At 64.1% G+C, this 14,179-nt stretch carries 15 protein-coding genes; 8 read left to right on the top strand and 7 right to left on the bottom strand.

The genetic code is table 11. The features are described 5' to 3' along the window. Positions 1-75: 75 nt before the first annotated feature. The 4 genes from B4400_RS04885 (at position 76) to B4400_RS04870 (ending at position 4,001) form a co-directional block, all read left to right on the top strand. Positions 76-1,293 carry a hypothetical protein gene (locus B4400_RS04885; protein WP_139361263.1) on the top strand — a complete coding sequence of 406 codons (1,218 nt, stop codon included), beginning with the start codon at positions 76-78 and terminating at the stop codon, positions 1,291-1,293. After that, positions 1,290-2,009 (top strand): hypothetical protein, encoded by a 720-nt coding sequence (locus B4400_RS04880; protein ID WP_078307809.1) that lies wholly within the window; start codon positions 1,290-1,292, stop codon positions 2,007-2,009. The genes B4400_RS04885 and B4400_RS04880 overlap by 4 nt, the downstream gene beginning before the upstream one ends. After that, positions 2,006-3,169 carry a hypothetical protein gene (locus B4400_RS04875; protein ID WP_139361262.1) on the top strand — a complete coding sequence of 388 codons (1,164 nt, stop codon included), beginning with the start codon at positions 2,006-2,008 and terminating at the stop codon, positions 3,167-3,169. Before B4400_RS04880 ends, B4400_RS04875 begins: the two co-directional genes overlap by 4 nt. A 100-nt stretch (positions 3,170-3,269) precedes the next feature. Next, a complete protein-coding gene (locus B4400_RS04870) occupies positions 3,270-4,001 on the top strand; it encodes a hypothetical protein (protein ID WP_078307814.1) in 732 nt (243 codons plus the stop codon). Between the two features lie 167 nt (positions 4,002-4,168). On the opposite strand, the gene B4400_RS04865 is transcribed toward B4400_RS04870, so the two are convergent. The 4 genes from B4400_RS04865 to B4400_RS04850 form a co-directional block, all read right to left on the bottom strand. Continuing rightward, positions 4,169-4,978 carry a DUF6585 family protein gene (locus tag B4400_RS04865; protein ID WP_078307816.1) on the bottom strand — a complete coding sequence of 270 codons (810 nt, stop codon included), beginning with the start codon at positions 4,976-4,978 and terminating at the stop codon, positions 4,169-4,171. Positions 4,979-5,216: 238 nt separating this feature from the next. Continuing rightward, positions 5,217-5,531, bottom strand: a complete 315-nt coding sequence (locus B4400_RS04860) for a hypothetical protein (protein ID WP_052616297.1) — start codon at positions 5,529-5,531, stop codon at positions 5,217-5,219. A gap of 38 nt (positions 5,532-5,569) precedes the next feature. Continuing rightward, positions 5,570-5,869 (bottom strand): hypothetical protein, encoded by a 300-nt coding sequence (locus tag B4400_RS04855; protein ID WP_078307817.1) that lies wholly within the window; start codon positions 5,867-5,869, stop codon positions 5,570-5,572. A gap of 166 nt (positions 5,870-6,035) precedes the next feature. Beyond that, positions 6,036-6,800 carry a DUF5336 domain-containing protein gene (locus B4400_RS04850; RefSeq protein WP_078307819.1) on the bottom strand — a complete coding sequence of 255 codons (765 nt, stop codon included), beginning with the start codon at positions 6,798-6,800 and terminating at the stop codon, positions 6,036-6,038. Positions 6,801-7,225: 425 nt separating this feature from the next. Here B4400_RS04850 and B4400_RS04845 point away from each other — a divergent pair, with 425 nt between their 5' ends. Then, positions 7,226-9,886: a MinD/ParA family ATP-binding protein gene (locus tag B4400_RS04845; RefSeq protein WP_502688382.1), complete on the top strand. Its 2,661-nt coding sequence runs from the start codon at positions 7,226-7,228 to the stop codon at positions 9,884-9,886. Between the two features lie 133 nt (positions 9,887-10,019). Here B4400_RS04845 and B4400_RS04840 read toward each other — a convergent pair whose 3' ends face one another. The 3 genes from B4400_RS04840 to B4400_RS04830 are packed head-to-tail and all read right to left on the bottom strand — an operon-like array spanning position 10,020 to position 12,337. Continuing rightward, positions 10,020-10,820 carry an exodeoxyribonuclease III gene (locus B4400_RS04840; protein WP_078307844.1) on the bottom strand — a complete coding sequence of 267 codons (801 nt, stop codon included), beginning with the start codon at positions 10,818-10,820 and terminating at the stop codon, positions 10,020-10,022. 9 nt (positions 10,821-10,829) lie between these two features. After that, a complete protein-coding gene (locus B4400_RS04835) occupies positions 10,830-11,729 on the bottom strand; it encodes an N-acetylglutamate synthase, CG3035 family (protein ID WP_078307847.1) in 900 nt (299 codons plus the stop codon). Positions 11,730-11,743: 14 nt separating this feature from the next. Continuing rightward, the gene (locus B4400_RS04830) at positions 11,744-12,337 is read right to left on the bottom strand and encodes a peptide deformylase (RefSeq protein WP_078307850.1); all 594 of its coding nucleotides are present in this window, start codon (positions 12,335-12,337) and stop codon (positions 11,744-11,746) included. Between the two features lie 177 nt (positions 12,338-12,514). Between B4400_RS04830 and napA the strand changes: the two genes are divergently transcribed. The 3 genes from napA to sodC all read left to right on the top strand — a co-directional run bounded on the left by napA (position 12,515) and on the right by sodC (position 14,171). Continuing rightward, a complete protein-coding gene (napA, locus tag B4400_RS04825; RefSeq protein ID WP_078290225.1) occupies positions 12,515-12,862 on the top strand; it encodes a nucleoid-associated protein NapA in 348 nt (115 codons plus the stop codon). A 61-nt stretch (positions 12,863-12,923) separates the two neighbouring features. After that, positions 12,924-13,388: a LytR C-terminal domain-containing protein gene (locus tag B4400_RS04820; protein ID WP_078290226.1), complete on the top strand. Its 465-nt coding sequence runs from the start codon at positions 12,924-12,926 to the stop codon at positions 13,386-13,388. Between the two features lie 63 nt (positions 13,389-13,451). Then, positions 13,452-14,171, top strand: coding sequence for a superoxide dismutase[Cu-Zn] (gene sodC, locus B4400_RS04815; protein WP_078307853.1), 720 nt, complete (start codon positions 13,452-13,454; stop codon positions 14,169-14,171). Positions 14,172-14,179 lie beyond the last annotated feature (8 nt).

Genomic DNA, 14,179 nt, shown 5'->3' with positions numbered 1-14,179 from the left:
TGCAGATGAAAAGTGCAGGCGACCACGAAGGGTTGATCAGTAGATCATGCCTGATCAGGCGAGGGGAGCGGTACTGTGCCATCTGACTATGAAAGCCCTGACGGGCGTCCCCACGACGCTGCCGCAGGCGGCGCGCCCCGTGCGGTGCGCAGCGTTTCGTATGTCGATGATGGGGATTCTGACCCAGGTACGACCGCCCGTGACGAAGAGATTAGGGCGCAGGCCTCGGCGATGGTCGACCCGATCGTTCGGGACATCGCGGCGTTGGGCCCGCCGGGGTGGTTGGAATTCACCGTTGTGTTTGCGTTGACGATCCGGGCAGGCAGTGCCACCTGCGGGTTCATCACGTCCGAGGGATCGCGGCCGGTGACGGTGCCCGCGTCGATCATGGCGCAGGTTGCCCAACAACGCGACGTGAGTGCACAGATGTCAGCTGGGCCGTGGTGGCGGCTACTGCTGAACGTGACCAATCAGGGTCGCCTACAGGTCAGTTACGACTACGGTGACCAGCCTTTTCCCGATGACCAGCTACAACCGGCCGAGAACTACCGCGCCGATATCGCCACTTACCCGCGCCCCCAAGTGCCGATTTGGCTGGCCGGCTATATGGCCGGGCCGGCCGCCCAGGGACGCACACCGGCCCAAGCCGCAGCGGATGCGGTCGCCGACACCGCTGCCGGTCGACATGGCGTCAGTACCGACGACATCGAACCCCTACCGCAGACGTTCGTCTGTTGGGCCGTGCTGGCCGCGGTATACAGCGGAGCCCGCTCGCCGTGGGGTCCGCGGATCGATGCCGGTGTCGCCTGGTACGAATCCGATGCACGCAGCGGCTCCACTCTGTGTCTGCTGCCGGGTGAGCGGGCAGTACTTTCGGGTGGGCGATGGGACTCACCGCTACTCGCCGCGGCCTACCAACGACACCAACCGCTGCCGGACTTATATCGCGGCGCCCCGGACTGGGTCAACGACACCGTCCTCAACAGCCGCAACCAAAACGGACTGCTGAGTTTTTGCTACTGGTGGACCGAGGGGCAGTGGTGGCGCGGAGACACCGATACCTTCGACGAACTCGATGACCCGTTGCCGCCGATCTGGACCCCCAAGGAATGCATTGCGGCTATGACGACCGTGGTCGGATCGGGCTCCGAATGGGCCTGCGGGCAACTGTTGGCCGCAGCCGAGGCTCGCACTGTCACCCCAGAATTACTCACCGCTGTGTTCGCTGGCTACCCCAACGTCGACCTGCGGGCCGCGCATGACCAACTTCGCCTTGCCGGTGTGACCGGATGAGTCCCACCCTCGATACCGTGCTGACCATTGCCGGATTCGTCGCTGTGCTCATTGGAGTTGGGGTCGTCGTCAGCGTCGCACCGTTTGCCATGCTGATAGGCGATGCAGTCCACGAGGACTCTCCGGCGATTCAGTCCTACCTGGTCGTCGTCGCCGTCATCCTTCCCCCGGTGCTGGTCGTTACCGAATACCTCATCGGCATCGTGTTGGCTTGGCGAAATCCCGGCATCACGTTCTATTACCCGTGGATCACCCTGGCCATCGGCGGCGCATCCTGGTGGGCCATCGCAACCGTCATCGACACCTGGTTTGAAAATGCGAAACTAAACGTCACCCCCCGCCGCCGCGACGTGGTCAAACGCTATGCGGTGCAAGGAACTATCCACAACCTCGCTGACTCCGAGATCGACGAACTCGATGGATTAAGACTCGACGACGGCCTCGGATGGCGAGACCGAACCGCGTTGACACCGACGGTCACCTCCCGTCGTGAACGTGCGATTCCCCGAGACCTGTTCCGGGCCAAGCACCGTACGTTCACAGTGCGTGCCGACAAGGGACTGCCACCCGGCTGGCGAATCGAACGATCCGAGATTGCAGGCGAAGCAGCCGGCCCCGGTGGGGGCACCCAATACGTGTTCATCGCGCCCGACGGCCAAACCCCCACCTTCCGACAACTCGTCGAACGAGGGTTCTTGGAAGAGGCGTCCGCGTGACTGTAGAGGAAACTATGGGCGCAGACAGCCGAGCGTTAATCGAGAAAACGCTGGAGGCGCTGGTGTTAGCCGCGTCACCGGGCTGGCAGACGGTGCACGCCGCATTCAGCATGGCCGGTGGGGAGGAGATCGCCCAGGCCGTCGCCGTGACTGCCGACGGCAGCGTCACGATTCCGGCGACCTCGAAGATGGTGCAGCCCATGCGTGAGCATCGGCGAGTGACTGTTGGTCGAGATGGGCCGTGGCTGCGGTTCTTAATCGATTGCGATAGCAACGGTAATTACAGTGGGGCGCCGGATTATGGCGACGCCGAACTCCCGCCCAGCCAATTGCTTCCCGCTGATGCGTATCTGCGCGACTTCCAGCAGTATCCGCGTGACCGCCCGCCAGTGTGGCTGCTGGCACATATGGGCAACGAGGGCCGCCAGCTGCGCCCTGCACGCGTTGCCTTCCAGCAAGCCGACGACGGGGTCCGTGGCGCCCGTGAAGCCGATGACGAAATCCCAGCTCTGCCGTTGCTGTGGGCACGCACCGCGGTATTGGCGGCGGTGTGTCGCGGCTCCGATTCTGCAGTGGGACCGCGCTGCGACCCCACATACCAAGTGCATCAAGGTGATAGCGGCGGATGTACATTGGCGCGGTTACCCGGCGGTCGAGCGGTGCTCTCGGGTGGCCGCAACGATTCACCCTTACTGTCGGCGGCTTACCGGGGCGCTATCTCGTGGCCGGATCTGTACCAAGGGGCACCCACCTGGGTGCACAACCTGTACCTGGATCCTCGTGCGGCACGGGGCATGTTGTCGTTTTGCTATTGGTTCGACGGCCAGCACTGGTATCGCAGTGAGCTACCAGAGGCGGTCGGGCTGAACGACAATGGCCGTTCATGGAGTCCTAAAGACGACCTTGTCGCCGGGATGCCCGAGGTATGGACGGCGAACGATACCGTCGCTGCTGCGGTAGAGCTATTGAGGGACATCGGTGTCGCGTTGTCCGATCGGACTGCGGCTGCCACCGCCCTGATTTTCGCCGCAGAGTCGGGCATTGCGACGCCGGGCCACCTGCTCCGGCTGTTTGGTGAGGTTGTCCCTGACGCTTTCGACATGGCCGAGGCGATGGCACAACTCGACGCGACCGCCGTGGTCCGCCCGCCAACCGACTGAACGGTGAGGCCGCGATCGGCTGCACCGTATTCAGTCTCCGATGGCGGTATCATCGAGCAGATATCCGCGTCGATGCCGGCGTGTCCGGGAAGGAATTGACGTGCGTACCGCAGCAGAGATTGAAGACCTCGTTACCCGGGCCGCGGGGCAGCAGGATGCGGCGTTGGTCAGCGATCTCGTGATTGCCCTCAACGAACACGAGATCTTCTACTCATTGGATGTCGAAGAGGTCGACGGACAACCGCAGATCAAGACGCCGTTGCTCGAGCTGGCCGACGGCACCCATGCCCTGGAAGTCTTTACCTCTAGAGCCAATCCTGAACTATGGAAAGAGTATGCCGGAGCGCCGTGGCGCCAGGTTTTGGAACTGGCCGCAGAAATTCCGCCGGTGCAGTGGGTGATCATCAAGAATGATGCCGGAAGCCGCGTACCGATCCGCAAGAGCCAGATCGCGGTCATCCTGGGTATTTTGCCGCCCGAGTCGGCGACGACACTCGACGCGCGGATCGCGAAAATTGCGAACGAACCGCAGGCACAACCGTTCACCTCACTCGAATCCCAGCTCAGCGAAACACAGCTGTTCGTACGTCTGACTCCGGAATCGGCGAGATCCGGACAGCCGACGCTGGTCACCTCCTCAGCTGGTGGCGTCGACAACCTCGTGCAGGCCTATACGAGCCGGAGTCGGCCCGGTTATGTCTATGGCGAGATGGATTGGCGGGCCATCGTCGGCATGATTGCGAGTACTCCGGCCCTGGAGGGTATTCATATTGTTAATGACAATGACGACTGGGTGATCATCGGTCGTTCCGATCTCGGCCTGACCAACTAGCTGGCTTCCGGAGCCACTGACGTTGTGCAGCTCTACCGGCCTGACCCGATGAACACCACCCTCGATACCAGCAACTGATCGAACGAGGGTTCTCGGAAGAGATGCCCGCGTGATTGTCGAAGAAGTTCGGCCGCATCAGCGGGCTGGCAGACGGTGTATGCGCGTGCTTATCCGCACGCGATGAGTTCGTCGGCCAGAGTCATAAATATGGCTAGGTTCTCGACACGCTTTGCCGCCTCGACCATCACCGCCTTTTTGGGTTTCACCCGTAAGAACAGCTCGACGTGACCCTTGTTGACGTAGTTGTTGATCCAGATTGTGGCGATTTCCGGCCACCGCCAGGTGTGGAGAGTGTTACCCACCTCCGTTGCGCTGATCCACACCGGGCCGAAATTGAGACGGTTTCCGGCCGCGATCGCCTGACGCGCAGCGGGTAGCTGGGTGTTGGCGATTCCGCTGACAATGGCGGGACCCCATTCGGTGGGACCATCAAAACCGCTGTGCAGCCGTGTTCCGCCGTTGGCGGATACCTTCGGGCCGCCCGGTTCTCTGAGGGTGTAGCTGTACTCCATGGCGCTGCCGATCGAGCTGGTTTGTCGGACGATGTCCCGTGTCACCCGCGCGGTGGCGTACCGGAACACCGCGATGTCCTGCGCGCGATTGGTCACGATGGCGCCGCGCTCGAACAGGTCCAGCCGGCGATCCCCTTTGGCCATCCGGATGCGGCCCCGCACGAACGACACCAGTCCCAGCAGCGCGGGGACTAAAAAGATCACGCCGATGAGGTGCGCGCCTGGCGTCATAGCCAGGTACAGGCCCAGCAGTCCGAAAAAACCTGCGAACGGCACTGAAAACCACGATTGGCGCCACAGGTAGCCGCCGGCGTGGGCGCCGAGACCGGCATCGGTGGCGTCGGTGTGGATCGCGCTCATCAACGCCGTGCCGACTGCGGGGCCCGGGGACCTCGACTCGGTCATTTGCTGGTTCCTCCGTTTTGGTCTGCAAGCCCTGGCTGCCGTGGTCCCGGCTGCATCCTAGCGCGCACCCCTGTGAGTTCACGCGATCGAACTCCGGGTGCCGGAGACGAGATCACTTAGGTTCCGTTGTGGGAGGCGGCTTTTGAAGCACTGCTGCGAAGCGGCTTTCGCTCTGCCCCCGACGACAAAACTGCCCGCCCCGTAGAACGAGGCGGGCAGTTCCGTTGTGCTCTAACCGTTAGAGGCCACGACCGCCGCCGTAGCTTCCGGCCACGGCGTCGCGGACGGAAGCATCCTGGGCATGCATTGCGTCGTGCTGATCGACGGCATTCTGGGTCTGCTGGCTGTGGCGAGCGATCCAGTCCTGCAGGTTCAGGCCCACCGCAGTCTCGACCTCGGCGACCGCGGCCGCACCCTGACCAGCAAAGACGCTGTACAGCGTACGGAACGCGTCGCGCAGTTCCTGGGTCGCAGCGTCGAGCTTGGTGGCGTGGCTGGCGAGCTCATCAAGGTTGCCATAAGCAGCCTTGCCGTACTGAATTGAGTCGGACATGTTCGTCTCCTTGCTTAATCCGTTGTGGTCTGGGTGGGTTAAACGTCGTCGGAGGACTGGAGCTGCTTGACGCCCTCTTCGCTGACCGTGATGAAGTTGAACAGGCCCTTGGTGATCTCAGAGGCCTCATCGTTGTATGACGCCGATGCGTTCATGTACGTGCCGTGGCTGTTGCCGCCCCAGTTGGCTGCCATCGCGCGCTGCTCATCCTCGATGCCCTGGAAAATGCGGTGTGCATTCTCACCGTGCTGGCGGGCCGTCTGGAAAGCGGCCATCGCTTCGGCCGGGCTTACTGCCAGGCCACTGTCATTGTCGAGCTCGTTACCGGTGGTTTCCATGGTGTCCTTCCTTTGCTTCCAATGTGTACTGCTGAACTCCGACCGCACTGATGAGCGTTCGCCGGATGAGGAGCGTTCACGTTGTCCTCCCCCTTGAAGGCCCTAACTAGCACGAGAGTAGCAGGTAACTCAAAACTCGGCGCGCAAACCTGCGCATCGTGCAGATTTACCGGGTCGCAGAGGGGCCGGGGTCATGTTGACCTTGTGTTCCGTACTGCTGGACCGGAGCCTGACCCGGCGCCCGGGCGAAGCTTGGCAGCCCCGTCTGCGCTGGCTGGGAGGTCTGGGGCGCATAGCGATCGACAGTCGCCCCCCGAGGATTCTGATTATCGACGTAGTCGGAGTAGCTGGCCGACTGGTCGGCAGCGTGCTGCACAGCACGTGCTGCAGCTTGCCCGTGTGCTTCTCTCTGCAATGGCTCCGCTGTCTCGGTGGGCTGGGAATGCTGGTCCGGGTACTGGTTGTAGTACTGCGCCATCTGCGCCCAGTATTCGGAGTAGGCCTCCTGCGAGCCTTGTTCCGTCTCGCCAGCCGGATGTGCCTGCAGCAGCGCGCCGATGGCCGCCACGGACTGCAGCCCGTTGATCACGACGATCACCGTCAGGGCCCAGCCACTGTTTGTGGTGCTGATCAGCGCCGCCAGTGCGTCGAGGAACCCGGCCACCGTCAGTACGGCGATCACCTTGTGGTTTGAATCCTGACGCGGAATCAGCCCGAAGCCCGATAATAAGGCTGCAAGCACCGCAAACCGCACGCCCCACGCGCCAGGATGTCCTTCGGGCATTGGGCCGAAACTCAGTAGATATGACGCGGCTCCGAGCACGAGAACCGCCAGCGCCATGTAGCGAGGCAACAGCCGCTTGTGGTCAGTGCCGAAGCTGTCGCTATATGCGGCGGTGTAGTACCCCTGGTTTCCCGACGGATAGGACATGGCCCTCCTACATCGCCCGGCCCGGCATATGGGGCCACTGTGTTTAGGCTAACTCAAACGTGGTCTTGCCTGACCGATAGCGGGCGTAGCAATCTCGAATTGGGAGTGCCCGTCGGCCACCACTACCATAGGTTTAGGAGTGGTATCAGTACCTGGAAGGGGGGGCGTTGGCTAAGAACAAGCCCACGGCGGAGCCGGGCGAGGGATCCATCGCGCGTCCCCCATGGCTGCCGCCACCGGAGAAAGAGCGGCGTTGGTCACTGTCGGGGCTCGGCAGTAAGAAGAAAGATCAACGCGAGCCTGGCCGTGATCGCGAGGCTCCCCAAGTCGTCGACCTCGACGAGGACGATGATCGGGTGGTCAAAGCGTCGGCGGCCGCTGTTCCAGAAACGACGACCGTGGAGGACGTTGAGGCGGACGGAGTGATGGCGCCTACCGACGTTGATGAACCGGTGAGTCCGCCCGTGCACGCGCAGACTGATGACTCGGTCGCGGTTCCCTCGGTATCTGCGTCTGCGTCTGCGCCTGAGCCGGTGTCGGAGCCGGTCGATATGCCTTGGGAGATGAAGGTTCCGGCCTGGAGCGAGGTGTCGGAGTCGGCGGTGTCGTCATCGGCGCTTGACCGAGCTGACGACATCGAGATATTGGGCGGTGAGGACGATGCGATGGTGGTTCCTCCGGTGTCTGAGCCTGTGGTGCCGGAGCAGGTCGATACGCCTTGGGAGATAAAGATTCCGGCCTGGGGTGAGGTATCGGAGTCGGCGGCCACGTCACCGGCGCTTGAGCGCGTTGACGACATCGAGATATCCGGCATCGGGGACGACGTGGTCGAGGATCGTCCGGGTGCGGCCGAGGTGGATTCAGCGCAGACCGACGATGCGGTTGTGGAGCCTGAGCCGGAGCGGGTCGATATGTCTTGGGAGCCTGGGGTTCCGGAGGTTTCGTCGGTGGTCGAGGTGGCTCCTGCTCCTGTGGAGGACGTTCTCTCGGCGTGGGATGTGCCCGCCCCGTTTGCGGAGCTGGAATCGCCTGAGCCAGAACCTGTTGCGGCTGAGAGTGAGTCATCGACGGATGCCCCCGAACTCGATGAGGTCGAAATGCGCGCGGCAGCGCTCCTTGACGCTGTTGCGAGGGCTCGGGAGTCCGCTGCGGACAGCATCGCCGAGCCCGCAACCGAGGCCGATGGTTTGAGCCAGCTGGACGAGCAGCCGACCCAGGCGGCGGACTCCGATGTGCCAAAGGTGGAACCATCCGGCGACGTTCCTGCTATCGATGAAGTCGATCAACGCGCGGCCGCGCTCCTTGCGGCTATGGAGGCGAAGCGGTCTCAGCCCGCTGCGTCTGAATCGGACTCAACGGAGCAGGCTCCAGCTCCCGTTTCGGAGCCCGAGCAGGACGATGAACCCGCGCCGGACTTATCACTCGGCGGTCCAACGGAGTTGGGCGAGGCCCGGGATCTCCCGGCGCCCCGCGATTTAGACAGTGGCGATGTCGAGTCGGACGACCCGTCCGAGGCCGACGCCAACAGCGCAACAGGGTCGGACGCAGTTGCCCAGGGCCTCTCGGAACATCACGGGACCCCCCAGGGCTACTCGGAACATATCGACGAAGACTCCCATGACGCTGACGACGAGGACGTTCAGTCGCAGCGCCCGCCTACCCGGAGGCTGGCGCTGCCGCCCTGGCAATTGCCGGGAGCGGCCACATCAGTGGAGTTCGAGCGTTTCGGGCCCCATAAACCGTCTTCGTACGATGACGATGGCCCATTCCCTCGGTTGCGCCGCGACCACGAGAAGCGCGACCACGCGGATAAGCCTGCACCGCAAAAGCCGCCCGCGGAGCCGTTGAACGAATCCCCGGACGCGGTAGTGCGCGATGCACCGCAGCCGCCGATGCCGGACCCGCGATTGCCCCCACCTCCACTGCCGCCGGGGTGGAGGCAACGACTACCACCTCCGCCGCCGGGTTGGCGTCCCCCGCAGCCTCCGCCACCGGGATGGCGTCCCCCGCAGCCTCCACCTCCTCCACCGGGTTGGGTGGCCAATCAACCGAGTCCGGATGCCGGTCATCCCGGGCCGCCGGGACCTCCGCCGCAGGCACACCGGGCGGCGCCTCCGGCGAATTATCGCCCCCCGCAAGCCTTTCGAGTGCCCACGCCACTAGAGGAAGCTGAGCTGACGGGGCAGCATCCGAACGCACCCCAATCCGGCTGGCGACGCAGGGTGCGTATGGCGACAGGTGGCCACGTCAACCCTGGTCTGTCCCGTAGGGATCGTCTACGGCAGGAACTCGAGGAGCAGATCCGGCAGCCGATCGTCGGCGACTTCCGTATCGCCGTGCTGTCCATCAAGGGCGGGGTTGGCAAGACCACGACCACGCTTGGGCTGGGGTCGGCACTCGCCATGGTGCGACATGATCGTGTTATCGCTGTCGACGCCAACCCCGACCGCGGCACTCTGGCAGAACGAGTCCGCGACGAGTCGACACAATCAACTGTGCGCGACCTGTTGTCGGACCCCAATCTTCACAGTTACGCCGATGTTCGCAACCACACGCTGATGGCAACCAGTCGGCTGGAAATTCTGGCAAGCGAACAGGAGCCAGCGGTATCGGAGGTGTTCAGTGAGGGCGACTATCGGCGCACCGTCGATATTCTGCGGCACTACTACAACATCATCCTGACCGATTGCGGCACCGGCATCATGCATTCGGCGATGGCGGGAGTCCTCGACCTGGCGCACACCATCGTGTTAGTCAGTGCGCCCGCGATGGATGCTGCCCGGAGCGCATCGGCAACGTTGGACTGGCTGATGCAGCATGGCTATTCGGGGTTGGTGCGGGGCGCGCGCGTGGTGCTCAGCACATCGCGTCCAGGGTCGGCGAACTTGAAGATCGACAAGCTTTACGAGCACTTCGAGTCGCGGTGCCGATCGGTGCACACGATTCCATTCGATCCGCATCTCTCCGAGGGCGCCGATATCGATTTCGGGCTGCTCCGACAGCAGACTATGGACGCCTACCTCGATCTAGCGGCGTCGGTTTCAGAGGATTTCGGCCGACTCCGGGGCCCCGCAGAACGACAGTAACACCATCATTATCGCTAGCTCGCCAGCGTCGCGCGTGTGTAGATGGCCTCAGGGAAGATGTTGTGCAGCAACAGGTATGGATGCGCTGGATGAGCGGGGGCGGTCGCGGCGCTCGCCTCGTTGGCCGCCGGTGTCAGTCCAGGTCGACGACGACGGGTGCGTGGTCGCTCGCGCCCTTGCCCTTACGTTCCTCGCGGTCGATGTGAGCATCACCCACTCGCTTGGCGAACTCCGGTGAGCCGAGGACGAAGTCGATGCGCATTCCGCGCTTCTTGGGGAAGCTCAGCTGCGTGTAATCCCAGTACGTGTAGACGCCCGGACCGGGGGTGAACGGCCGCACCACATCGGCGTATCCGGCGTCGTTCATCGCGGTGAACGCGGTGCGTTCGGGTTCGGACACATGGGTGCTGCCCTGGTAGGCCTCGACGCTCCAGATGTCGTCGTCGGTGGGCGCGATGTTCCAGTCGCCGACCAGCGCGACCTGTGCCGCGGGATCGGCGGCGAGCCAGCCGGCGGCCTCGTCGCGCAGAGCCGAGAGCCACCGCAGCTTGTACTGGTAGTGCGGATCCTGCAGCGTCCGGCCGTTCGGGACATACAGGCTCCACACCCGCACCCCGTTACAGGTGGCGCCGAGTGCGCGGGCCTCGGCGGCCTCCTCGACATCCTCACCAGACGCCCACCCGGGCTGCCCCTCGAACCCAACGGTCACGTCCTCCAGCCCAACCCGGGAGGCGATGGCGACGCCATTCCACTGGCTGAGCCCCACGTGTGCCACCTCGTACCCGGCGTCGGTGAACGCCTGCATGGGGAACTGCTTGTCGGAGCACTTGGTCTCCTGCATGGCGAGCACGTCGGTGCCGGAGCGTTCCAGCCAGGAGATCACCCTGTCGGCACGGGCACGGATCGAGTTCACATTCCAGGTGGCCAATCGCATGACGTCACCCTACTTTTCGATGCTGACAGGCTCGATATGCGCATACCGGTACCGATGCTGCTCGGTAAAGCCCAGGGTTGGATACAGCGCCAACGCCGCGGCATTCTCCGCGCGGACCTGGACGTACGCACGACGGGCTCCCTGTGCGGCGCCCCAGCCCAGCAGGAGGTCACACACCTGCCGAGCCAGTCCGCGACGTCGATGGGTCTCGGCCACCCGCACCGCGGAGATGCCGAGCCAGCCCTCGGTGACGGCGCCCCGTGCGATGGCGACCGCGGGACCGTTTTCGGCGACGGACGCGAAGCCCAGTATCCCGTCGACCACCGCCGTCAGCACCTGTGTCGCCTTGGGGTGGTTATCTCCATGCAGGGCAAGCCAACTCGAGGATGGCTCCGGGGGAAGGGGTGCCGCACGGGCCTCGCCGAGATCGCGCACCATCACCACGGTCTCGCCGCTTGTGGCCAGCTCGCCTGGCGGGTGGATCAACCGGTCGGGCAGGCACAACAGGGTGGGCAGCCGGTGTTCGGAGTACCACGCGGCCACCTCGCCGAGCGAGCGCGGTGAAGCCGAATGCTCCAGTGGTACAGCGGAGTTACCGCGATGTGTGTGCCCGCTCGAGGCTCTGACGAACCACCCGTCCACCCAATCATGCTCGATCCCCGGCCACGCTAAGGCCGCGGCCCGCTGCACCGACCTGATGTCCCGATTCAGCGCCGGAACCGGTGGCAGCACGCGTACCGAGACGATGTCGGCGAGTGAAATATCCACCACCGCACCGGATTTATGAAGTATCCGCACCGCGGGATCGGTCGCCACCAGCTCACCGACGGTGTCGGTGAAGGGGGGTACCGAACCAGCCGGGCGCCGGCTGCGGATCGCTACCCGTGCTCCGAGTTCGGGCAGGGACACGGTGCAGTGCCGTCCTAATGCCCGAACGGATCGGCGACTTGTCCTGGCGTCCAACTCAATCCGGGCACACCCCAACCGTTGGACTTGACCGCGCGCTTGGCCGCCCTGGCATTCCGCCCGATCAGCGTGTCTATATAGAGGAAGCCGTCCAGATGCCCGGTCTCATGCTGCAGCATGCGGGCGAACAGGTCGTTGCCCTCCAGGGTGACCTCTTTGCCGTCGGCATCCAAACCGGTGACCCGTGCCCAGTCCGCGCGCCCGGTCGGGAAGGATTCGCCGGGCACCGAGAGGCAGCCCTCCTCGTCGTCGTCCGGGTCGGGCATGGTCTCGGGGATCGCGGAGGTTTCCAGGACGGGGTTGATCACCACGCCGCGATGGCGGGTGCCGCCACCGCGGGTGTCCGCGCAGTCGTAGACGAACAGGCGCAGCGGTACCCCGATCTGGTTGGCGGCGAGCCCGACGCCATTGGCGGCGTCCATGGTCTCGTACATGTTCGCGATCAGCTCGGGCAGATCGGCGGGCAGCGAACCGTCGGGACCTACCGGGACGGGCTCGGTAGGCGTGTGCAGCACCGGGTCGCCGACGATGCGAATAGGAACAATAGCCACGGAAGGCAAGCTATCGGCTTGGTATTCGCGGCCGACGCGCGGGGTTGGCTAGCCGCCGTTGCGGTTTGAGCGTGGTTAAATATCGCCGAACCACAGTGTTGTAATTTTTGGTGTTGCAGTGAACGCGATCGATCGACAGACAAGACAACGAACGCCCCGGTTGGGTCAGGAGCTTTTATGGACGGCGCCCAGGCGCGAGCTGAGCAGTCAAAGGCTGCAGACGCTGGTCAGGACTCGCCTGTCGTCGGCTCGGACGGAGTCGAGATTGCGGCCGGTCTGAGTCGGCGCGAGCATGACATTCTGGCCTTCGAACGGCAGTGGTGGAAGTACGCGGGTTCCAAGGAAGACGCCATCAAGGAGCTGTTCGGCATGTCGGCCACCCGCTACTACCAGGTGTTGAATGCCCTGGTGGATCGTCAAGAGGCCCTGGCAGCGGATCCGATGCTGGTCAAACGGCTCCGCCGACTGCGCGCAAGCCGTCAGAAGGCCCGCGCGGCACGCCGCCTGGGGTTTGAGGTCACATAGAGGTCTCGGCGTAGCCGGCTGAATAGGTGCTGGCGCCCATGGACCGTATTGTGGATTCACGATGAACGAACGCGTACCCGATTCTCATGGCCTGCCGCTACGTGCCATGGTGATGGTGCTGCTGTTTCTCGGCGTGATCTTCCTGCTCGTCGGCTTCAACGCCCTCGGATCCGATAAGTCCGCGTCGTCCGACTCGACGTCCACGTCGGTCAGCGCCGCCGCAGCCCCCAAGTCGACGACACCGCCTCCCGCCCCGAAGCCCGAGGTTCGTGTCTACAACACCACCTCAGTGCCCGACTTGGCGCGGGGTGCCGCCGATCAGGTCGCGGCTGCTGGCTGGAAGGTCGCCGAAGTAGGCAACCTGCCCATGCCTGAGGTGAACGTGACGACCGTCTTCTTCGGCAAGACTGCCGGAGAAGAAGAAGCCGCCCATGAAATCGCCAAGGTGCTCGGCGTTCAGGCCGCGCCGCGTGCACCTGAGCTCGTCGAACAGCCGCCGGGTGTCGTGGTCGCTGTCGCCATCTGAATGATCTGACGGATCAGCACTTCAGGTCTACCACTGGGTGCTACGCGCTGTAGGAGAGATGGCATGATGAGGCCCATGGTTAAGCCCGCCGTTCTCGCCGCCGGAACCCTTGCTGCCGTTGCCTTGTCCCTGAGTGGATGCTCCCCGGACCAGCCGGCCAGCACCACGCCGGGCACCACGCCTCCGGTGTGGACAGGTTCCACCGCGCCGTCGAGCGCGGGTGAGCACGGTGGTCATGGAGGCGGCGAGCGGCCGATCCCGTCGGGCGAAAAGCTCAATGCCACGCTCAAGCTCGCCGACGGCACGCCGGTGGCGACGGCGGAGTTCGTTTTCCAGGACGGTTTCGCCACCATCACGGTGAAGACCACGGAGAACGGCAAGCTCACCCCCGGGTTCCACGGACTGCACATTCACTCCTTCAAGAAGTGCGACCCGAACTCCACCGCACCGGCCGGCGGCACCCCGGGTGACTTCTTGTCCGCGGGCGGACATTTCAACGTGCCCGGTTACACCGGTCATCCGTCCAGCGGCGACCTGGTGTCGCTGAACATCCTCAAGGACGGCTCCGGTGAGCTGGTTACCACGGCGGACTCGTTCACCAAGGACGATCTGACCGCCGGCAACGGCACCGCGATCATCATTCACGAGAAGGCGGACAACTTCGCCAACATTCCGCCGGAGCGGTACACCCAGGCCAACGGCACAGCGGGCCCCGATGACACCACGAAGTCGACCGGTGACGCAGGCAAGCGTGTGGCCTGCGGTCTCATCGACGCGGGCTAGCCGGTAGG

Source organism: Mycobacterium sp. D16Q13, from assembly GCF_002013375.1.
Lineage (GTDB): Bacteria > Actinomycetota > Actinomycetes > Mycobacteriales > Mycobacteriaceae > Mycobacterium.
Note: the sequence above shows the minus strand (reverse complement) of the source record. Positions and strands in the feature narration are given on the sequence as shown.